Consider the following 20,066-nt stretch of genomic DNA (forward strand, 5'->3'; position numbering starts at 1 on the left):
TCGAATATCGAAAGTCATAAGGTCAATTACTTAGAGACTTTATGACTTTCGACATTAGGACTAATTTAAAGCATTCCCAATTCTAATTTAGCTTCTTCGCTCATTAAATCTTTGCTCCAAGGCGGATCAAAAGTAATTTCTACTTCAGCGTCTTTTACATGTTCGATCGATTTCACTTTTTCTTCCACTTCTCTTGGTAAGCTTTCTGCAACGGGGCAGTTGGGCGAAGTAAGGGTCATCAGGATTTTTACTTCATAATCCGTATTGACCATCACGTCATAAATTAATCCTAATTCGTAAATGTCTACAGGAATCTCCGGATCGTAAATAGTCTTTAATATTTTTACGATCGATTCTCCTAATTCAGTTGTGTCTATTTCTTGTTCCATTATTTGAGTGTTTTAACCATATAAGACATTGAAGGTCATTTAAGGTTTTTGTTTTGAATATTATATTTGTACTTTTTTTTATTATTTAGCTTGATTAAATCATATTTAAAGTCTGCTATGTTTGTTTTTTATTCTTCCAGATATCTATATCTTTCGTTGACATATGTTTTTTGTCCTTCTTTAAAAATATGTGTTACATTGAAATTTATCATTAATCCTATAGGAATTTCTAAAAGGTTCATATAGGTTAAAATTTGGGCTTCATGTATTGGTAAAACTTTTTCTATTGCTTTTAGTTCAACAACCAAACTTTTTTCAACCAATAAGTCACATCTTAATCCTGTTTCAAGTTCTAAACCTTTATAATAAACAGGAATTGTAAGTTCAGTTTGAAATTCAAAACCTCTTATTGTCAATTCTTTTTTTAAACAAGTATGATAAACACTTTCTAAAAGACCGGGACCAAGATGTTTATGTACTTCTATGGCACAACCATTAACCTGATAAATTAAATCTTTTAAATATGTTTTGGTCATAAATTTCCATTTTTTATTCTGACTTATATGACCTTAAATGTCTTATATGGTTAAACGAATTAGTTCGCAATTAATTCTGTGCGTTGAACGCCAAAGCATACATTTTTATATTTTTTATCATAGATACCAATCCGTTGGCTCGAGTTGGCGACAAGTGTTCTTTCAAACCTATTTCGTCAATAAAATGTAGATCTGCTTCAAGAATATCAGATGCTTTTTGATTGGAAAAAGTACGAATTAATATCGCAATAATTCCTTTTGTCAAAATGGCATCACTGTCAGCAGTGAAAATAATTTTATCATCCGTTTGTTCTCCTTGCAACCACACTTTGGACTGGCAGCCTTTGATAATGTTGTTCTCTGTCTTGAATTCTTCTTTGATTAAAGGAAGCTTTCTTCCTAATTCGATGATGTATTCATAACGCTCCATCCAGTCGTCAAACATGGAGAACTCCGCTACAATTTCTTCTTGTATTTCTTTAATTTTCATACTATGCTGAATTTATTTCAGTATTATTCTTTAGCTAATGAAGTTATCGTATTCACAAACTTCTTAATTTCTTTTGGTGGAAAACCGTGATCAAAACTAGTGGTTTCATAGGCTTTCTCCTTAAGGGTAATTTTCAGTTTGGCTATAGCGGCACCGTCATGAAAACGTTTTTCGCTGGGCGCTTTGAGCTTAGACAAACTATCCAATTTCACTGTTTTAAAACAATCCACTAATTCTTTCCAGTCGGCATCCGATACTTTTTTGGGTATTGGTTTGTCATTTCCATCTCTGTCTTTTGAAACTGTCAGTATCTGATTTTTCACCGTTATTTTTTGATAAAAACCTCTGGTGTTGGCCGTGTATTCAATAACAGTAGTTTCCATATCTTGTGCTTTGGCACTATTGCAACCGTTGCCCATAAAAATAGTCAGGAATATAATAGATAGTATTTTCATGTGAAGATAATTTTAAATTTTAGGATAGCATGACTTTTGCTTTTTTAATAGCTTCAACCATAACATCAATTTCTTCGGTGGTATTATAAAAAGCAAATGATGCTCGTATCGTACCTGGAATCTTAAAGAAATCCATGATGGGTTGCGCACAATGATGGCCTGTTCGTACGGCTATTCCTAGCTTGTCAATTATAGTGCCAATATCGTACGGATGAATGCCTTCAATATTAAAGGATATTACGGAAGTCTTTGCTGCTGCGGTGCCAAAAATTTTCAACCCTTCAATTTCCAATAACCGTTTGGTTCCATATTCCAATAATTCTAATTCCTGTTGTTGAATGTTGTCAAAACCCACTTCGTTCATATAATCAACCGCAGTTCCCAGAACAATTCCTCCGGCAATATTTGGTGTTCCGGCCTCAAATTTATGGGGCAATTCCGCATAAGTAGTTTTTTCGAAAGTTACTTCTTTGATCATTTCGCCTCCGCCTTGATATGGGGGTAATTTATTCAACCACGCTTCTTTTCCGTATAAAATTCCGACGCCAGTTGGACCACATATTTTATGTCCTGAAAAAACATAAAAATCACAATTTAATTCTTGTACATCTGGTTTCAGGTGTGGAACGGCTTGTGCGCCATCAATCAAAATTGCGGCTCCTGCCTCATGTGCTTTGTCAATCATGTATTTGATAGGATTGACAGTTCCAAGAGCATTCGAAATATGATTTACTGTTACAATCTTCGTTTTGTCCGAAAGTAATTTGTCATATTCGGACATGATCAGTTCGCCATCCAGATTCATTGGAATGACCCGCAAAATTGCTCCGGTTTTCTCACACAACATTTGCCAAGGCACAATATTGCTGTGGTGTTCCATTGCCGAAACTAAAATTTCATCACCGGGTTTCAAAATCGAAGCAAATCCATTGGCCACTAAATTAATTCCATGAGTAGTCCCCGAAGTAAAAAGCACTTCATGGGGAAATTTTGCATTGATGTGATTTTGTAATTTACCGCGTGAAATTTCATATGCATCGGTGGCCAGTTGGCTCAGCGTATGAACACCACGATGAATATTAGCATTGATTTCCTGGTAGTATTTAGAGATCGCATCAATCACAACTTGTGGCTTTTGCGAAGTGGCTCCGTTGTCAAAATAAACCAATGCTTTCCCGTTTACTTTCTGAGAAAGAATAGGGAAGTCGGCTCTAATTTTATTTACATCTAACATTTTATCTGCTTGTTTTTATTGTTTTTATTGGTAAGATAGAACGCCAATAGTCAACAATTTTTTCGACAATCCAATTTAGTATTGGTCTTTTCTTATTTAGAATTTTTCTACATACAAAAGTAGTGAAATTGGAATTAATTTATAGCAAACACTTGTTAATAATACCTCATTTTCTCAATCCGATACTGTTTCAATAATGTGCTTCTTTTTTATTAAATTGCTTCAAATTAAGCCTCTATGAAAAAAGTATTCAAGTTCGTTGGTTTTGCCTCTTTTATCGGAATCTTTTATGTTGGTTTAATAACCTATCCAAAATTGGATTTAATTTCTGGCTTTTCAGCCAAAAGTGTAGCCTCGGGACATTTTATTGATAATCGTTCGCAGAAAATGATAGAAAAAGGCGACAATGACATCGATATGATTGACTTAGCCAAAAACAAAATAGAAGCTACCGGAAAATTTGCGATTGCTTCGGTTTATGGTTTGAAAGAACGAAAAGCGATTTATCGTGAAGGCTTGGGGGCCACTTTAATCAACGATGATTTTGATGTTTCAAAGCCGTATTTGGTTCCTAAAAGAACGAGATTGAATATTAATATGCCTTTTCCATACGGGAATAACGAGCCAAAAGACACTATTTTTTCAGATGTTGATTACACTAAATTGAATGCAGCTGTTGCCAATGCTTTTGATGAAAAAGAGGCAATCAAAAAAAGAACCCGTTCCCTTTTAGTGATTTATAAAGATAAAATTATTGCCGAAAAATACGATAGCGGTTTTGATAAAAACAGTAAAATATTGGGTTGGTCGATGACAAAAAGTATTACCAGCGCCATGTTTGGAATTTTGGAAAAACAAGGCAAATACGATATTTACAAACCTGCTCCAATTCCAGAATGGAAAAATGATCATCGAAAAGGTATTACTACCAATGATTTATTGCACATGAATTCCGGTTTAGAATGGGAGGAGCAATACGATAAAATTTCTGATGCCACCAAAATGCTTTTCCAAGCCGAAGACATGACTCTTGTACAACGGAAAAAATCAATGGTATTCCGGACGAATACGCATTGGAATTATTCTTCGGGGACCACGAATTTGCTTTCGGGAATTTTACGGAAGCAGTTCAAAACGCATCAGGAATATTTAGACTTCTGGTACAGTGCCTTGATAGATAAAATAGGAATGTACTCGATGGTAATCGAAACGGATATGGCAGGAAATTATGTGGGTTCATCTTACGGTTGGGCTACCACACGTGATTGGTCTAAATTTGGGTTGTTGTATTTGCATAAAGGCAACTGGAATGGTGAACAAATTTTCAACGAAAGTTGGGCAAAATACACCGCAACTCCTACAAACACTTCAAATAGAAGATATGGTGGACACTTTTGGCTCAATGCCGGCGGACACTTCCCTGATGTTCCCAGAGATATGTATTACTGCAGCGGTTTTCAAGGTCAGATGGTAGCGATTATTCCATCACTGGATTTAGTGATTGTACGAATGGGTTTGAAGGAAAATCCTAATTTTGATTTTAATGGAATGTTGCGTGGGATTGTGGAGAGTGTGAAAAAATGATTGGATAAAAAACCCTGTTAGAGTTTTAAACTCTGACAGGGTTACTATTATAACTTCTTTTTAGTGTTGATTACAAATCGAATCCCATTTTTACACCTAATTTAGTTGCAATAATCGTAGTAATTCGTTTTTTGAGTTCCGGTATTTTAATGCTTTCAATAACTGCATTGGAGAAGGCATACATTAATAACGCTTTGGCTTCTTTTTTAGGAATTCCACGCGCTTGCATGTAGAACATTGCGGTTTCATCCAATTGTCCAATAGTACAGCCATGAGAACATTTTACATCATCAGCAAAAATTTCTAGTTGCGGTTTGGCGTTGATTGTTGCTTTATCACTCAATAGTATATTATTGCTTTTCTGAAAGGCATTGGTTTTCTGGGCTTCTCTTTCTACAAAAATCTTTCCGTTGAAAACGCCTGTCGAGCGATCAGAATAGATTCCTTTATAATCTTGATGACTTTCGCAATTAGGAGTAGAGTGCTGCACTAGAGTGTAATGATCTACGTGTTGTTTCTCCCCAATTATTGTTATTCCGTTAAGATAACTTACGATTCTTTCTCCAAAATGATAAAAGTTCAAGTTGTTTCTGGTAAGGTTTCCGCCAAAACAAAACGTATTAACGGATACACTGCTTTCTTGTTTTTGAGAAACGTAGGTATTGTCAATGAGATTGGCTTCAAGCGTATCGTTTTGAATTTTATAATAATCAACGATGGCGCGTTTTTGAGCAAAAATCTCAGTCACAGAATTCGTTAATACGGGATTTTCGGTTAAGCTTTGATGCCGTTCAATAATTTGTACATGGGAATTCTCCCCTACAATAATCAAATTTCTAGGTTGAACCATTAGTGCTGCTTCATTCCCTGTAGAGAAATACATGATTTCAATAGGCTTGTCAGCTACTTTACTTTTTGGGATATTGATATACGCTCCTTCATTGGCGAAAGCCGTATTCAATGATGTTAGACTTTCCTCTTTGCTGGCAATTTGATTAAAATAAGCATCAATAACCATTTTGTATTTTGGTTTGGTCAATGCCGATGACATTAAGCAAACATCAATCCCTTCGTGTGTGGTTGACGATAAATTAGAACTGAAAACTCCGTCGATAAATACTACTTTGTAGGTATCTATTTCGTGTAAGAAATATTTTTTTACATGGTTGAATTCAACTGCATTTTCCTGTTTTGAAAAAACGGTAAAGTCATTTTTCAGGATGGCGTTTAGCGATGTGTATTTCCAAGACTCCTCTTTTTTTGTTGGGAAACCTTTATTTTCGAAGTTTTTTATGGCAGCAGTTCTCACGTCATGAAGTTCAGAATGTACATCAATGCGTTCTTCGAAAGCCATAAAAGACGATAGTAATTTTTCTTTTAATTCCATTTTTATTTAAGTCTTAAAGTCGAAAGTCAAATGTCTTAAAGTCGGTATAAGCATAAAATAGCTGATTCAACTATTTTAGACTTTCGACTTTCGATTTTTAAACTTTACGACTAGATTCTAGGTGTTTAATAAAACCACTTAACAATTTTGATATTTCTGTTACTGATTCTAAAAGTTTTTCAAATTCTTCTTTAGTAATATAATCTAAATCAAATGCTAAATATAATTGAGAACGAACTTCTCCAGCGGAAGCTTTTGCAACATATAAAAAGTAAATAAACTCTTTGTCTGTATTTCTCTCAAAGCCTTCAGCGATATTTGATGATATAGAAATTGATGCTCGCCTAATTTGTCTAGTGAAATCAAAGTCTTTCTTGAAATTTGTGTTTTCGGTAACTAGGTAAACTTTTTTGTTAAAAACTCTTGCTTTTTGCCAAGAATTAATTTCTTCGAAAGAATTAAATTTTCCCATTACTTTTTTCTTTTGACTTTATGACCTTCGACTTTAGACTATTTTAATTTTAAGCTTCTTGTTCTTGTTTAATCCAGTCGTATCCTTTTTCTTCCAGTTCGTGTGCTAGTTCTTTTCCACCAGATTTTACAATTTTTCCATTGTACAATACGTGAACAAAATCAGGAACGATATAGTCTAACAATCTTTGGTAGTGTGTGATCACTACAATTGCATTTTTGTCGCTTTTTAGTTTGTTTACCCCATTTGCAACAATACGCAAGGCATCAATATCAAGTCCAGAATCAGTTTCATCAAGAATAGCCAATTTTGGTTCTAGCATTGCCATTTGGAAAATTTCATTCCTTTTTTTCTCACCACCAGAAAAACCTTCGTTTAAAGAGCGAGACAAAAATTTACGGTCAATTTCTAATAATTCTGATTTCTCCCGAATCACTTTTAGCATTTCATTAGAAGGCATTTCTTCTAATCCTTTAGCTTTACGGGTTTCGTTGATTGCTGTTCTCATGAAGTTGGTAACTGAAACTCCTGGAATTTCCACTGGATATTGGAACGAAAGAAAAACGCCTTTGTGCGCTCTTTCTTCTGGTGCCAATTCCGAAAGGTCTTCTCCGTCTAAAGTGATTTCGCCTTCGGTTACTTCGTAGTTTTCGTTTCCTGCAATGATGGAGGCTAACGTACTTTTTCCGGCACCGTTTGGTCCCATTATCGCGTGAATTTCTCCCGCTTTTACTTCAAGGTTGATTCCTTTTAATATTTCTTTGTCCCCAATGGAGGCGTGTAAATTTTTTATACTTAACATTTGTTTCTTTGTTTATTCGTAATGACCTTTTAGTGATAAAATGTCTAATATTTCAATTGTATTTTCTCGGTAACTTTATATATAATACGATGTTCTTGATTTATTCTTCTTGACCATTTTCCAGAAAGCTGGTATTTCAATTGTTCAGGCTTTCCAATTCCTTCAAAAGGATGTAGTTGAATGTCTTCTATTAAATCTGTAATTTTATTTAAAATATTTTTATTTCCAGATTTAATCCAAAAATCTAAATCTTTTCTAGCTTTAGTCGTAAATACTATTTGCATAAAGCACGTATTTCTTCCATCGTCATTTTTATCCCTTTCCCGTTTTTAATACTTTGTTCTGCTTCCAAAATTTCTTTTACAAACTCAGGGTTATATGGATTTTCTTCTTTTACAATTTCAAATCCAAGTGATTTCGCCAACGATTTTAACACTGGAAAATCTTTTTTCTTTACATTTTTTAAAATTATATCCATAATATTTAGATTTAAAAAATTACCCTACAGAACCTTCTAACGAAATTTCTAATAATTTTTGTGCTTCTACGGCGAATTCCATTGGTAACTTATTCAATACATCTTTACTGAAACCGTTTACGATTAAAGCAATAGCTTTTTCGGTTGGAATTCCACGTTGGTTGCAATAGAAAACTTGGTCTTCGCCAATTTTACTTGTCGTAGCCTCATGTTCGATTTTTGCCGATGGATTTTTGCTTTCGATATAAGGAAAGGTATGCGCGCCACAATTGTTTCCCATTAATAAGGAATCACATTGTGAAAAGTTTCTAGCGTTCTCTGCGTTTGCTGAAATGCGCACCAAACCTCTGTAACTATTTTGTGATCTTCCGGCAGAAATCCCTTTAGATATAATAGTAGATTTAGTGTTTTTACCTAGATGCACCATCTTAGTTCCTGTATCGGCTTGTTGGAAATTATTGGTCACCGCAATCGAATAAAATTCGCCGGTTGAATTGTCTCCTTTTAAAATAACCGAAGGATATTTCCATGTTATTGCAGAGCCGGTCTCCACTTGTGTCCAGGAAATTTTTGCGTTTTTCTCGCAAATTCCTCTTTTGGTTACAAAGTTGAAAACGCCGCCTTTTCCTTCTTTGTTTCCCGGATACCAGTTTTGTACGGTTGAATATTTTATTTCGGCATCGTCCAAAGCGATTAATTCTACTACTGCAGCGTGCAATTGATTTTCATCACGACTTGGAGCGGTGCAACCTTCTAAGTAAGACACATAGCTACCTTCGTCAGCAATTAATAATGTTCTTTCAAATTGTCCTGTTCCTGCTTGATTAATTCTAAAATAAGTAGATAGTTCCATTGGACAACGAATGCCTTTTGGAATATAACAGAAAGATCCATCCGAGAAAACTGCCGAATTCAGCGCCGCATAAAAGTTGTCTTTTTGCGGTACAACTGTCCCTAAATATTTACGAACTAATTCGGGATGTTCTTTGATGGCTTCAGAAATACTCATGAAGATAATTCCTTTTTCGCCTAATGTTTTTTTGAAAGTCGTTGCTACTGAAACGGAATCCACAACGATATCCATAGCTACATTATTCATCATCTTTTGCTCATCGACAGAGATGCCTAACTTTTTGTACATTTCTAAAAGTTCCGGATCTACATCATCCAATGTTTTATTTGGATCTACCGCTTTTGGAGCTGAATAATAGGAAATAGCCTGAAAATCAGGTTTGGTATAATGCACATTTGCCCATTCTGGCTCTGTCATTTGCTCCCAAGCACGAAAAGCCTCAAGACGCCAATCAGTCATCCATTGAGGTTCTCCTTTTTTGTGCGAAATAGCGCGAACGATATCTTCATTTAAACCTATAGGAAACGTTTCTGATTCTAATTCAGTGTAAAATCCGTATTCGTATTCTTTATTTTCGAGTTCGATTTTTAAGTCGTCTTCTGTATATTTGCTCATTCTGATTTAAAGATTTAAAGATTTAAAGATTCAATTATTGAATATTAAACTTTATTATTTGTGTCTAAATATTTAATAAAATTAGAAAGGTTTTGAGAAATCTCAATAGTTAAATTATAACTTTTTTGAATTTCTTCGTGATTGCAAAAACCTAACTATCTGTATAATACCAACATATTTCTAACCTCAGCACAACTGCCTTTGGAGATTTTTAAATATCTTGTAAATTGTCTATTACTGTTGTATTCTGAACCTTCGGCAATATTATTTGTAATTGAAACTACTGCTCTTTTTATTTGGTCCTTAAAACCAAATTCTTTTTCCAAGGATTTATTATTTAATAATTCAAAAACTAATTTAGTTAAGACAATACCTTTTTTATGGACATCAAATTCTTCAAATGATTTTGTCATACTATCATTAATCTTTTAATTTTTCAATCTTTAAATTAAAGAGAGAAACTCTCACCGCAACCACATGTTCTATTGGCATTAGGATTATTAAAAACAAATCCTTTACCATTTATTCCTCCTGAAAATTCTAATACTGTTCCGGCTAGGTACAGAAAGGATTTTTTTTCGACAGCAATAGTGATATCGTTGTCTATAAAAATCTTATCGTCGTCGCTTTTTGTTTTATCAAATTTTAAATCATAAGACAATCCAGAACATCCGCCGCTTTTCACACCTACTCTCACGTAGTCTATGGAGGCGTCAAAACCATCATCTTGCATTAAATCGATGATTTTTTTTCTTGCTGTGTCAGAAACTTTTATCATAGCTTATATTGATTTTGTCTAAATTAAAGACAAAGATAGTATATAAAAAGCTTTTTACATAGTTGATAACATTTTTATAACCAATACAAAAATAGAAAAAAGCTATTTGAAGCAACTAAAAGCATTTGAATTCCTTAACTTTGAAACTTCTCAAAAAACACAAAAAACATGAAATTATACCCCATAGAAACTGGAAACTTTAAATTAGATGGAGGTGCAATGTTTGGCGTAGTGCCAAAAACCATTTGGAACAAAACCAATCCCGCAGATGAGAATAACCTGATTGACATTGCTGCTCGTTGTTTACTAATTGAAGAGGGCAATCGATTGATTTTGATTGATACCGGAATGGGAAACAAACAATCCGATAAATTTTTTGGGTATTACTCGCTTTGGGGTACCCATTCGATGGACAACTCATTAGCTAAACACGGTTTTCATCGGGATGATGTCACGGATGTTTTTATGACGCATTTGCATTTTGACCATTGTGGGGGCAGTGTACAATGGAATAAGGGCAAAACGGGGTATGAACCGGCTTTTAAAAACGCTAAATTCTGGAGTAACGAAAATCACTGGGAATGGGCAACCAAACCAAATCCCAGAGAGAAAGCATCGTTCTTGTCTGAAAACATTTTGCCGATACAGGAAAGCGGTCAGTTGCATTTCATCCAAAGACCGGAAGGCGATTTTCTGGCAAAATCGGAATTGGGTTTTGGTATCTTCTTTGCTGATGGACATACGGAAAAGCAAATGATTCCGCACATACAATACAAGGACAAAACAATCGTTTTTTGCGCTGATTTATTGGCAACAGCCGGACACGTTCCCATTGCGTATGTCATGGGTTATGACACCAGACCTTTGTTAACGATGCCTGAAAAAGCGAAATTTCTAAATGCTGCAGCAGAAAATAATTACTATTTATTTTTAGAACATGATGCGCATAACGAAATCATAACGGTTGAAAAAACGGAAAAAGGGGTGCGTTTGAAAGAACGGTTTTCATGTGATGAAGTCTTAACGTAGTGTTAAGTATAGTTTCAGTTGTAACAAAAAAAATTATTTTAGACAAATATTTTAAAATTAACAAAAAACATTTTCGATGAATACCATTAAACCCATTTGCATTTCTGCTTTTGCTTTATTAGCATTAGCAGGTTGTGGCGCTTCAAGACAAGTTTCAAATACTTCAATTTCTGGACTGGTTGCCATAAGCGCTCCTTTGAATATTACAAAAAAAGCACCAATAACTGAAAATGACTTGAAACGTTGGAGCCATTTAGATATTGTTACTGACACGATTCCCGGAATGAGCGTAGATAAAGCGTATGCTGAATTATTGAAGGGTAAAAAAGGCGTGCCTGTTATTGTTGGGATTGTAGATTCGGGAGTGGATATTGAACATGAGGATTTAATATCGGCACTTTGGACTAATACCAAAGAAATTCCCGGAAACGGAATTGACGATGACAAAAATGGATATATTGATGATATTCACGGTTGGAATTTTCTTGGAGATAGTACCAAAGAGAATCTGGAATACGAAAGAATTATCAAAGATAAAACCCTGGTAGATGACGTTACCTATCAAGCTGCAAAAGCGTTGAATGACAAAAAAGTTGCCGAAGCAGACGCAGGAAAAACACGTTCAGAGCAAATGTTAGCAGCTCTTATGACGAGTGATGCTATTTTAATGAAACATTTTGGTAAGTCAGTTTATACCATTGAAGAGGTAAATGCGATTGTTTCGCAAGAACTGGAAACACAAAAGAGCAAAGCGGCTATGCAACAAATGCTTTCTTATGGATTGCCAATTGCGGAACTAAAAGTGGCTATTCAAAAACAATTAGACGATCAGGTTGCCCTTATAAACGGTGACAATCTAAAAACAGATTATCGTAAAGTAGTAGGAGATAATCCAAATGATATTACGGATACTAAATACGGAAACAATAATGTGATGGGACCAGACAAGAATGAAATTCTTCATGGGACTCACGTTGCCGGAATTGTTGCTCAAACCAGAAATAATACTTTGGGGGGTGATGGTGTGGCTAATAATGTTCAAATTCTGACCGTTCGCGCTGTGCCGGATGGAGATGAGTATGATAAAGATATTGCACTTGGAATTCGTTACGCAGTAGATAATGGAGCCAAAGTAATCAACGGAAGTTTTGGAAAAGGCTTTTCTCCTCACAAGCAATGGGTGTACGATGCTATAAAATATGCAGAGAAAAAAGACGTCTTGATTGTACATGCAGCCGGAAATGACGCAAAAGACATCGATTATGCAGACAATTTTCCAAATGACTCTGAGGATAAAATAACAGAGTTTGCAGATAATTTTATCACAATTGGGGCTTTAAATTTTGAATATGGAAACAAAGTGGTGGCTCGTTTTTCTAATATTGGAAAAATAAATGTAGATGTTTTTGCTCCCGGAGTAAAAATTTACGCTACAACTCCAAACGATACTTATAAATACTTGCAAGGAACTTCAATGGCTGCGCCAAACGTTGCCGGAGTAGCGGCTTTGATCCGTTCGTATTACCCAAAATTATCCGCGCAACAAGTAAAACACATCTTGATGGATTCCGGAATTGCAATTACAACAGCTGTTATTGTGGGAGGAAAACCAAATGACACGCGTCCCTTTTCGGCACTTTCTAAATCTGGTAAAATAGTAAATGCATACAATGCTTTACTCATGGCAGAAAAAATGTCTAAAAAATAATGTTTTAAGAATTTAGTACTTGGAAGGGCAGTTTGTCCTTCCATTTTTATTTAAACCTACCTATGAAAAAATTACTTTTATTTTCTTTTGTTGTTTTTGGTCTCGGAACTGTTTTTGCCCAAAACTCCTCGTATTGGCAACAACATGTCGATTACAAAATGGATGTTACCTTGGATGTAAAAACATACCAGTACACCGGGAAGCAGGAATTGGTATACACCAATAATTCTTCGGATACTTTGAGAAAAGTATATTATCACCTATTTAATAATGCCTTTCAGCCCGGAAGCGAAATGGATGCCAGAATCCAAAGTATCAAAGATCCTGACGGCAGAATGGTCACCAAAATAAAAGTAGACGGTAAAGAAGTGAAGGAAAGCCGCATTAAAAACCTGAAACCAAATGAAATTGGTTTTTTGCGAATTTCTAATTTTAAACAAGATGGAGCAGTTGCTACTGCAAAAGAGGTTGGAACTATTCTTGAAGTGACTTTGGCCAAGCCAATATTACCGAATACTAAAACTACATTTACATTAGATTTTGAGGGTCAGGTTCCCATTCAGATTCGTCGTTCCGGAAGAAATAATGCTGAAGGTGTAGCATTATCCATGTCGCAATGGTATCCAAAAATGGCTGAATTTGATTTTGAAGGTTGGCATGCTGATCCTTACATTGCCAGAGAATTTCATGGTGTTTGGGGAAATTTTGACGTAAATATTACTATTGACAAGGATTACGTTTTAGGCGGTACCGGTTATTTGCAAAACAAAAATGAAATTGGTCACGGCTATCAAGACCAAGGTGTTGTTGTGTCTGTTCCAAAGAAAACAAAAATGTTGACTTGGCATTTTAATGCACCAATGGTTCATGATTTTACATGGGCTGCTGATCCGGATTACATTCACGATGTAGTAAAAGGGCCTAACGGTGTTGATTTGCATTTTTTGTATAAAAACAACCCTAAATACATTCAAAACTGGAAAAACCTGCAACCAAAAACGGTCCAGTTAATGGAAATTTACAACAAAACGGTAGGGGATTATCCATACAAACAATATTCTGTGATTCAGGGTGGCGATGGTGGTATGGAATATGCCATGTGTACACTGATTTTAGGACAAGGTAGTTTTGAAGGATTGCTTGGAGTAACTGCACACGAAATGGCGCACTCTTGGTTCCAACATGTTTTGGCTTCCAATGAATCAAAACACGGATGGATGGACGAAGGTTTTACCTCATTTCTGGAAGATTTTGGACTGAATGAAATTGCAAATAAAAAAGTAGAAAACCCTTATACAGGAGCCTATACCGGTTATTTTTCTATGGCAAATTCGGGAAAAGAATTACCACAAGGAACGCATGCAGATCGTTTTGATGAAAACAGAGTCTACAGCATCACATCGTATAGTAAAGGGGAAATTTTCTTGACTCAATTGATGTATTTGATTGGAAAAGATAATGTCATGAAAACATTGAAGAAATATTACAGCGATTTTAAATTCAAGCACCCTACGCCAAATGACATTAAAAGATCTGCAGAACGAATTTCTGGAGCAAATCTCGATTGGTACTTAGTGGATTGGACAGAAACCACCAATACTATTGATTATGGTATTAAGGATATAAAAGAAAATGGAGACAAAACAACCGTTACTTTAGAAAGAATTGGTAGAATGCCAATGCCAATTGATTTATTAGTGGAGTACACAGATGGAACAACGGAAAGTTTCTACATTCCGTTGCGCATGATGAGTTTCGAAAAAGAAAATCCAAATCCCGCCATAAAAAGAACGGTTTTGAATGATTGGGCGTGGGCGTACCCAACCTTTGAATTTGATATTTCTAAATCGAAAACTTCCATCAAAAAAATTACCATTGACCCAAGCGGATTAATGGCTGATTTGAAAAAGGAAAACAATACGTACGAGATAAAGTAACTACTATTGAAACGTTATAAAAAAAGTCTAGTTCAACAACTAGACTTTTTTTTGGTTTATATTGTTAAATGATTTACTTCAAATGCTCCAACATATCGGCAGTCATCGTTTCTAAATTAAATTCATGTTTCCATCCCCAGTCCTTTCTAGCCTCAGCGTCATCAATACTCGCTGGCCAGCTATCGGCTATTTTTTGACGGAAGTCTGGCTCATAAGTGATGGTAAATTCAGGAATGTGTTTCTGGATTTCGGCAGCAATCTGCGTTGGTGTAAAGCTCATTGCCGCCAAATTATATGAAGAATGAATTTTTATTTGTTCTACCGGCGCTTGCATAATTTGGATGGTCGCAGCAATGGCATCGTCCATATACATCATCGGCATTTTTGTTTCGGAAGATAAAAAACATTCGTATGTTTTATCCGAAATCGCCTTGTGAAAAATATCTACCGCATAATCTGTTGTACCGCCACCAGGAGGCGATGACCAGCTAATTAAACCAGGATAACGAATGCTTCTTACATCTACACCAAAAATATTATGGTAGTATTCGCACCATCTTTCGCCAGCTTGTTTACTGATTCCGTACACCGTTGAAGGTTCCATGATTGTGTATTGCGGCGTATTTTCTCTGGGTGTTGTTGGACCAAAAACGGCAATACTCGAAGGCCAGAATATTTTTTTTATTTTTCCGGCTTTCGCCAAATTCAAAACGTGAAATAACGAATTCATATTCAAATCCCAAGCAAAAGCTGGGTTTTTTTCTGCTGTAGCTGATAAAAGTGCTGCCATCAAATAGACCTCGTCAATCTGATGCAATTCCACCAGATGTTCAATTTGATTGAAATCCAAGGCATTTACCACTTCAAATGGACCGGAATTGACAACGTCAATATTTAACTTTCGAATATCCGAAGCAATTACATTTTCTGTTCCGTATATTTTTCGTAATTTTTGGGTAAGTTCCGTTCCTATCTGGCCGCAAGCGCCAATAATTAATATTTTAGTACTCATTTTTGTCTGTTTTAAAAAACAAAGATAACGTTTTCGTAAATAACATAATTTTGATAAAAAATACTGTTAAATTCTTAAAGTTGTAATTAAAAACAAGCTATGTTTCTTAATTTTATAGGTTTTAAATATAAAAACTGCTTTAGGGATATTAGATAGTTATTCCGATGCCGTAATTCGTAATTGTAAATTTACTTTGTAACTTTGCACCTAAATTAATGGCGATTTTTAAACGAGCATAATGGGTTTTCGTTTGCAAAAGTAAGAGCGTATAGCGATTGCATTCAGCCAGTAAAAAACAACAAATTGCCACACATGAAATATAAAACAGCAATCTTCTTTGCTCTTGCTTTGCTCTTGTTTTCCTGTCAGGATAATAATCAAAAACGCCTTTCCGAAAATAAAAAAGAGATGCAGCGAAGAGAAATTATTTTTAAAAACATAGAAAAGGGTTGGGTTTTTTATGATACTCCAGTTACGGAGGCTTCTGAAAAAAGTTTAGCTACTTGGAATGCCTGGCGTATTTTTTTGGCTGAATTAGCGCTGAAACCCAGAAAATCAATTAAAGCGTTCCAACAAAAATCAAAAGCACTTTCTAAAAAAGTAATGGATTTAAACGAAAATATCCCTTATGAATACAGTAAACCTCAAATAAAAAGCAGAATTTCGACCTTAATTACTAAGGTACGATTGTTGGATTTATTTATTAATTTAGATGCTATTCCAGATAAAAAAGTAACGCAGCTAGTGTCAGAAATCAATTTAGAATTGGTTTCGCTTCAAAGACAGATGGACAAAATCATAGAGAAAAGTAAGATTCCCATCGAGGAAGGGGAATCTGAGTTAATGAAAATGATGGATACCACAAGAGCCATTCCCAATTCACCTATAATCGACCCAAATATTCCACGCGTTGAGTAAAACAGCCTTATACAATACCTACGATAATTCGCCAAAAACCCAGCAAATTGTTGCTCGTTTATTAGAAAACAAGCAAATCAAAATACAGCTGTCGGGACTTTTGGGCTCTGCACTTTCATTTGTAATTCGATCCGTTTTTAAGAAAGCCGAACTTCCTCTTCTAATTGTTCTAAACAATAAAGAAGAAGCAGCGTATTACTTGAACGATCTGGAACAAATGATTGGCGAACAAGATGTACTCTTTTATCCCGGTTCATTTCGTCGTCCATACGAGATTGAAGATACGGATAATGCGAATGTTTTGCTTCGCGCCGAAGTCCTCAACCGGATCAATTCCCGCAAGAAACCAGCCGTTATTGTCACCTATCCCGAAGCCTTATTCGAGAAAGTGGTCACCCGGAAAGAATTAGATAAAAACACGTTGAAGGTTGCTGTTGGTGACAAAATTTCTATCGATTTTATCAATGAAGTATTATTCGAATACGAGTTCAAAAGAGTCGATTTTATTACTGAACCCGGAGAATTTTCGGTTCGTGGCGGCATTGTCGATGTCTTTTCGTTTTCGAATGATAATCCGTACCGAATTGAGTTTTTTGGAGATGAAGTGGAGAGCATTCGTACCTTTGATGTTGCGACCCAATTGTCAATGGTACAACAGAAGAAAATTACGATAATCCCTAATGTGGAAAACAAAGTTTTTCAGGAAAACAGAGAAAGTTTCTTGGATTATATTTCAGAGAAAACGGTGATTTTCATCCAGAATACCGAAGATTTTTTATCACAATTAGACAAACAATTTGGCAAAGCCGAAGAAGCTTTCGCAAAATTATCGCAAGAAATAAAGCGGTCATCCCCGGAGCAATTGTTCTTGAATCAAGCCGAATTTATAAAACGAGCCTTGGATTTCTCGATTGTAGAATTGAGTTCAAAACCTATTTTTAGAACCACCAAAAAATTCGAATTTCATATTCAGCCACAGCCGTCGTTCAACAAACAATTTGATTTGTTGTTGAATAATCTGAATGAAAATCATTTTAATGGCTACAAGAATCATTTATTTTGTTCTAATGAGGCTCAAGCCAAACGATTTCATGATATTTTCAAAACTTTGGATGAAGCCAATTCTGAGAATATCCGCAAGCAGTATCACACGGTTGTTTTGCCTTTGTACCAAGGATTTATTGATGAGGAAAACCAAATTACCTGTTACACGGACCATCAGATTTTTGAACGCTATCATAAATTCAACATCAAAAATGGATACTCGAAAAAACAGAATATCACTTTAAAAGAGCTTACGACACTTTCTGTTGGGGATTATGTGACGCATATCGATCACGGAATTGGACGTTTTGGAGGTTTGCAAAAAATACAAGTCGAAGGCAAAACGCAAGAAGCCATCAAGCTCGTGTATGCCGATAATGATATTGTGTATGTGAGTATTCATTCGCTGCACAAAATTTCAAAATACAACGGAAAAGACGGAACGCCTCCCAAAATTTACAAATTGGGTTCGAACGCCTGGAAGATTTTAAAACAAAAAACCAAGGCGCGTGTCAAACATATTGCTTTCAATTTGATTCAGTTGTATGCAAAAAGAAGACTCGAAAAAGGATTCCAGTTTGCGCCCGACAGTTATTTACAAAATGAACTGGAAAGTTCGTTCATTTATGAAGATACGCCGGACCAAACTAAATCAACGGCAGAAGTAAAAGCGGATATGGAAAGTGACCGTCCAATGGATCGCTTGGTTTGTGGTGATGTAGGTTTTGGTAAAACCGAAGTCGCCATTCGTGCGGCTTTCAAAGCTGTGGATAATAGCAAACAAGTGGCGATATTAGTGCCTACAACTATTTTGGCCTACCAGCATTACCGTACTTTTACGGAACGATTGAAAGACATGCCGGTTTCTGTGGGGTATTTAAACCGTTTTAGAACTGCCAAACAAAAAGCAGAAACCTTAAAATTACTAGCCGAAGGAAAACTCGATATTGTCATTGGAACGCACCAATTAGTCAGTAAAAATGTTGTTTTCAAAGACCTTGGATTATTGATTGTGGATGAGGAACAAAAATTCGGAGTTAATGTAAAAGACAAACTGAAAACCATAGCTGCCAATGTTGATACACTGACATTGACCGCAACTCCAATACCACGAACATTACAATTTTCGTTGATGGCAGCGCGTGATTTATCCGTAATTACAACTCCACCGCCCAATCGTTATCCTATTGAAACCAATGTAGTCGGTTTTAGCGAAGAGTTGATTCGGGATGCGATTTCGTATGAAATTCAGCGTAACGGACAGGTGTTTTTCATCAATAACAGAATAGAAAACATCAAAGAAGTGGCCGGAATGATCCAGCGCTTGGTACCCAATGCCAAAGTTGGAATTGGTCACGGACAGATGGAAGGACGAAAACTGGAGGAATTGATGTTGGCTTTTATGAATGGCGAATTTGATGTTTTGGTGGCAACGACCATCATCGAAAGCGGTTTGGATGTTCCTAATGCGAACACGATTTTCATCAATAATGCGAATAATTTTGGATTGTCTGATTTACATCAAATGCGCGGTCGTGTAGGACGTAGCAACAAGAAAGCGTTTTGCTATTTTATTTGCCCGCCGTATTCCGCAATGACAGACGATGCTAGAAAACGAATTCAGGCTTTGGAACAATTTAGTGAATTGGGAAGTGGATTTAATATTGCGATGAAAGATCTTGAGATTCGTGGTGCCGGAGATTTATTGGGCGGTGAACAAAGCGGTTTTATCAACGAAATTGGTTTTGATACGTACCAAAAAATTATGAATGAAGCCCTTGATGAATTGAAAGAAAATGAATTCAAGGATTTGTATCCGGAGGAAAATAATTTGGAAACCAAAGAATATGTCAAGGATCTTCAAATCGACACTGACTTTGAGTTATTATTTTCGGATGAATACATCAATAATGTATCGGAACGATTGAGTTTGTACAATGAATTAGGCGCTGTAAAAAACGAAGAAGAACTCATCATTTTCCAAAATAAATTGATTGATCGTTTTGGCCCAATGCCGCCACGTGCCAAAGCATTAATGAACAGTATTCGTATCAAATGGATCGCTACCCGCATTGGAATCGAAAAATTAGTAATGAAACAAGGCAAGATGATTGGGTATTTCATTTCGGATCAACAATCCGATTATTACCAATCGAAACGTTTTAATCAAGTCCTACTGTTTGTGCAAAAAAACAGTTCTATTTGTAAAATGAAAGAAAAACAAACGCCGGCTGGTTTGCGATTACTGTTGACTTTTGACAATGTAAAGAACACCAGGAGAGCTTTGGAATTGATGGAGCTATTGGGCGGGGAATAAGACATTTCTAAAGCTTCCAGCCTTCAAA

20 protein-coding genes are annotated in these 20,066 nt (G+C 35.7%); 6 read left to right on the forward strand and 14 right to left on the reverse strand.

Translation table 11 applies throughout. The features are described from left to right. Positions 1-65: 65 nt before the first annotated feature. The 5 genes from EKL96_RS02610 to EKL96_RS02630 all read right to left on the reverse strand — a co-directional run bounded on the left by EKL96_RS02610 (position 66) and on the right by EKL96_RS02630 (position 3,104). Complete coding sequence (locus tag EKL96_RS02610; RefSeq protein WP_066075681.1) at positions 66-389, reverse strand: SUF system Fe-S cluster assembly protein; 324 nt, start codon at positions 387-389, stop codon at positions 66-68. Positions 390-517: 128 nt separating this feature from the next. Further along, positions 518-925, reverse strand: coding sequence for a GxxExxY protein (locus tag EKL96_RS02615; protein ID WP_126457831.1), 408 nt, complete (start codon positions 923-925; stop codon positions 518-520). A 70-nt stretch (positions 926-995) separates the two neighbouring features. Then, a complete protein-coding gene (locus tag EKL96_RS02620; protein WP_126457833.1) occupies positions 996-1,415 on the reverse strand; it encodes a SufE family protein in 420 nt (139 codons plus the stop codon). A 23-nt stretch (positions 1,416-1,438) separates the two neighbouring features. Continuing rightward, positions 1,439-1,870: a hypothetical protein gene (locus tag EKL96_RS02625; protein ID WP_126457835.1), complete on the reverse strand. Its 432-nt coding sequence runs from the start codon at positions 1,868-1,870 to the stop codon at positions 1,439-1,441. A gap of 19 nt (positions 1,871-1,889) precedes the next feature. Beyond that, positions 1,890-3,104, reverse strand: a complete 1,215-nt coding sequence (locus tag EKL96_RS02630; protein WP_126457837.1) for an aminotransferase class V-fold PLP-dependent enzyme — start codon at positions 3,102-3,104, stop codon at positions 1,890-1,892. A 237-nt stretch (positions 3,105-3,341) separates the two neighbouring features. Here EKL96_RS02630 and EKL96_RS02635 point away from each other — a divergent pair, with 237 nt between their 5' ends. Next, positions 3,342-4,688 (forward strand): serine hydrolase domain-containing protein, encoded by a 1,347-nt coding sequence (locus tag EKL96_RS02635; RefSeq protein WP_126457839.1) that lies wholly within the window; start codon positions 3,342-3,344, stop codon positions 4,686-4,688. A gap of 70 nt (positions 4,689-4,758) precedes the next feature. On the opposite strand, the gene sufD is transcribed toward EKL96_RS02635, so the two are convergent. The 8 genes from sufD to EKL96_RS02675 all read right to left on the reverse strand — a co-directional run bounded on the left by sufD (position 4,759) and on the right by EKL96_RS02675 (position 10,073). Continuing rightward, a complete protein-coding gene (gene sufD, locus EKL96_RS02640; protein ID WP_126457841.1) occupies positions 4,759-6,075 on the reverse strand; it encodes a Fe-S cluster assembly protein SufD in 1,317 nt (438 codons plus the stop codon). A 97-nt stretch (positions 6,076-6,172) separates the two neighbouring features. After that, entirely contained in the window at positions 6,173-6,547 is a 375-nt protein-coding gene (locus EKL96_RS02645) for a four helix bundle protein (RefSeq protein ID WP_126457843.1), read from the reverse strand. A 49-nt stretch (positions 6,548-6,596) separates the two neighbouring features. Continuing rightward, complete coding sequence (sufC, locus tag EKL96_RS02650) at positions 6,597-7,349, reverse strand: Fe-S cluster assembly ATPase SufC (protein WP_126455797.1); 753 nt, start codon at positions 7,347-7,349, stop codon at positions 6,597-6,599. A gap of 44 nt (positions 7,350-7,393) precedes the next feature. Continuing rightward, positions 7,394-7,633, reverse strand: coding sequence for a Txe/YoeB family addiction module toxin (locus EKL96_RS02655; protein WP_126457846.1), 240 nt, complete (start codon positions 7,631-7,633; stop codon positions 7,394-7,396). Then, a complete protein-coding gene (locus EKL96_RS02660) occupies positions 7,624-7,827 on the reverse strand; it encodes a DUF2683 family protein (protein ID WP_126457848.1) in 204 nt (67 codons plus the stop codon). Before EKL96_RS02660 ends, EKL96_RS02655 begins: the two co-directional genes overlap by 10 nt. A gap of 19 nt (positions 7,828-7,846) precedes the next feature. Continuing rightward, a complete protein-coding gene (gene sufB, locus EKL96_RS02665; RefSeq protein WP_126457852.1) occupies positions 7,847-9,295 on the reverse strand; it encodes a Fe-S cluster assembly protein SufB in 1,449 nt (482 codons plus the stop codon). A 155-nt stretch (positions 9,296-9,450) separates the two neighbouring features. Continuing rightward, positions 9,451-9,708 carry a four helix bundle protein gene (locus EKL96_RS02670; RefSeq protein WP_199739565.1) on the reverse strand — a complete coding sequence of 86 codons (258 nt, stop codon included), beginning with the start codon at positions 9,706-9,708 and terminating at the stop codon, positions 9,451-9,453. Between the two features lie 35 nt (positions 9,709-9,743). Further along, on the reverse strand, positions 9,744-10,073 hold the full coding sequence (locus EKL96_RS02675) for a HesB/IscA family protein (protein WP_126455801.1): 330 nt from the start codon (positions 10,071-10,073) through the stop codon (positions 9,744-9,746). Between the two features lie 168 nt (positions 10,074-10,241). Here EKL96_RS02675 and EKL96_RS02680 point away from each other — a divergent pair, with 168 nt between their 5' ends. The 3 genes from EKL96_RS02680 (at position 10,242) to EKL96_RS02690 (ending at position 14,747) form a co-directional block, all read left to right on the forward strand. Beyond that, positions 10,242-11,102: an MBL fold metallo-hydrolase gene (locus EKL96_RS02680; protein WP_126455803.1), complete on the forward strand. Its 861-nt coding sequence runs from the start codon at positions 10,242-10,244 to the stop codon at positions 11,100-11,102. A gap of 76 nt (positions 11,103-11,178) precedes the next feature. Beyond that, a complete protein-coding gene (locus EKL96_RS02685; protein WP_126457855.1) occupies positions 11,179-12,810 on the forward strand; it encodes a S8 family peptidase in 1,632 nt (543 codons plus the stop codon). 62 nt (positions 12,811-12,872) lie between these two features. Beyond that, positions 12,873-14,747: a M1 family metallopeptidase gene (locus EKL96_RS02690; protein ID WP_126457856.1), complete on the forward strand. Its 1,875-nt coding sequence runs from the start codon at positions 12,873-12,875 to the stop codon at positions 14,745-14,747. A 73-nt stretch (positions 14,748-14,820) separates the two neighbouring features. On the opposite strand, the gene EKL96_RS02695 is transcribed toward EKL96_RS02690, so the two are convergent. Continuing rightward, the gene (locus EKL96_RS02695; protein WP_126457859.1) at positions 14,821-15,759 is read right to left on the reverse strand and encodes an L-threonine 3-dehydrogenase; all 939 of its coding nucleotides are present in this window, start codon (positions 15,757-15,759) and stop codon (positions 14,821-14,823) included. Between the two features lie 312 nt (positions 15,760-16,071). Here EKL96_RS02695 and EKL96_RS02700 point away from each other — a divergent pair, with 312 nt between their 5' ends. Together EKL96_RS02700 and mfd are read left to right on the forward strand one after the other, a co-directional pair. Then, entirely contained in the window at positions 16,072-16,677 is a 606-nt protein-coding gene (locus EKL96_RS02700) for a hypothetical protein (RefSeq protein WP_126457861.1), read from the forward strand. Then, the gene (gene mfd / locus EKL96_RS02705) at positions 16,670-20,038 is read left to right on the forward strand and encodes a transcription-repair coupling factor (RefSeq protein ID WP_126457864.1); all 3,369 of its coding nucleotides are present in this window, start codon (positions 16,670-16,672) and stop codon (positions 20,036-20,038) included. The genes EKL96_RS02700 and mfd overlap by 8 nt, the downstream gene beginning before the upstream one ends. Positions 20,039-20,066 lie beyond the last annotated feature (28 nt).

The sequence above is a fragment of the Flavobacterium sp. LS1R10 genome (assembly GCF_003968825.1).
Classification (GTDB): Bacteria; Bacteroidota; Bacteroidia; order Flavobacteriales; family Flavobacteriaceae; genus Flavobacterium.

What these genes read in the sequence shown, in the direction of transcription:
- EKL96_RS02625 (WP_126457835.1), bottom strand. Translation starts at nt 1,870, where the DNA reads ATGAAAATACTATCTATTATATTCCTGACTATTTTTATGGGCAACGGT.
- sufC (WP_126455797.1), bottom strand. Translation starts at nt 7,349, where the DNA reads ATGTTAAGTATAAAAAATTTACACGCCTCCATTGGGGACAAAGAAATA.
- EKL96_RS02615 (WP_126457831.1), bottom strand. Translation starts at nt 925, where the DNA reads ATGACCAAAACATATTTAAAAGATTTAATTTATCAGGTTAATGGTTGT.
- EKL96_RS02670 (WP_199739565.1), bottom strand. Translation starts at nt 9,708, where the DNA reads ATGACAAAATCATTTGAAGAATTTGATGTCCATAAAAAAGGTATTGTC.
- sufB (WP_126457852.1), bottom strand. Translation starts at nt 9,295, where the DNA reads ATGAGCAAATATACAGAAGACGACTTAAAAATCGAACTCGAAAATAAA.
- EKL96_RS02680 (WP_126455803.1), top strand. Translation starts at nt 10,242, where the DNA reads ATGAAATTATACCCCATAGAAACTGGAAACTTTAAATTAGATGGAGGT.
- EKL96_RS02660 (WP_126457848.1), bottom strand. Translation starts at nt 7,827, where the DNA reads ATGGATATAATTTTAAAAAATGTAAAGAAAAAAGATTTTCCAGTGTTA.
- EKL96_RS02700 (WP_126457861.1), top strand. Translation starts at nt 16,072, where the DNA reads ATGAAATATAAAACAGCAATCTTCTTTGCTCTTGCTTTGCTCTTGTTT.
- EKL96_RS02630 (WP_126457837.1), bottom strand. Translation starts at nt 3,104, where the DNA reads ATGTTAGATGTAAATAAAATTAGAGCCGACTTCCCTATTCTTTCTCAG.
- EKL96_RS02645 (WP_126457843.1), bottom strand. Translation starts at nt 6,547, where the DNA reads ATGGGAAAATTTAATTCTTTCGAAGAAATTAATTCTTGGCAAAAAGCA.
- EKL96_RS02695 (WP_126457859.1), bottom strand. Translation starts at nt 15,759, where the DNA reads ATGAGTACTAAAATATTAATTATTGGCGCTTGCGGCCAGATAGGAACG.
- EKL96_RS02675 (WP_126455801.1), bottom strand. Translation starts at nt 10,073, where the DNA reads ATGATAAAAGTTTCTGACACAGCAAGAAAAAAAATCATCGATTTAATG.
- EKL96_RS02635 (WP_126457839.1), top strand. Translation starts at nt 3,342, where the DNA reads ATGAAAAAAGTATTCAAGTTCGTTGGTTTTGCCTCTTTTATCGGAATC.
- EKL96_RS02685 (WP_126457855.1), top strand. Translation starts at nt 11,179, where the DNA reads ATGAATACCATTAAACCCATTTGCATTTCTGCTTTTGCTTTATTAGCA.
- sufD (WP_126457841.1), bottom strand. Translation starts at nt 6,075, where the DNA reads ATGGAATTAAAAGAAAAATTACTATCGTCTTTTATGGCTTTCGAAGAA.
- EKL96_RS02610 (WP_066075681.1), bottom strand. Translation starts at nt 389, where the DNA reads ATGGAACAAGAAATAGACACAACTGAATTAGGAGAATCGATCGTAAAA.
- EKL96_RS02690 (WP_126457856.1), top strand. Translation starts at nt 12,873, where the DNA reads ATGAAAAAATTACTTTTATTTTCTTTTGTTGTTTTTGGTCTCGGAACT.
- EKL96_RS02655 (WP_126457846.1), bottom strand. Translation starts at nt 7,633, where the DNA reads ATGCAAATAGTATTTACGACTAAAGCTAGAAAAGATTTAGATTTTTGG.
- EKL96_RS02620 (WP_126457833.1), bottom strand. Translation starts at nt 1,415, where the DNA reads ATGAAAATTAAAGAAATACAAGAAGAAATTGTAGCGGAGTTCTCCATG.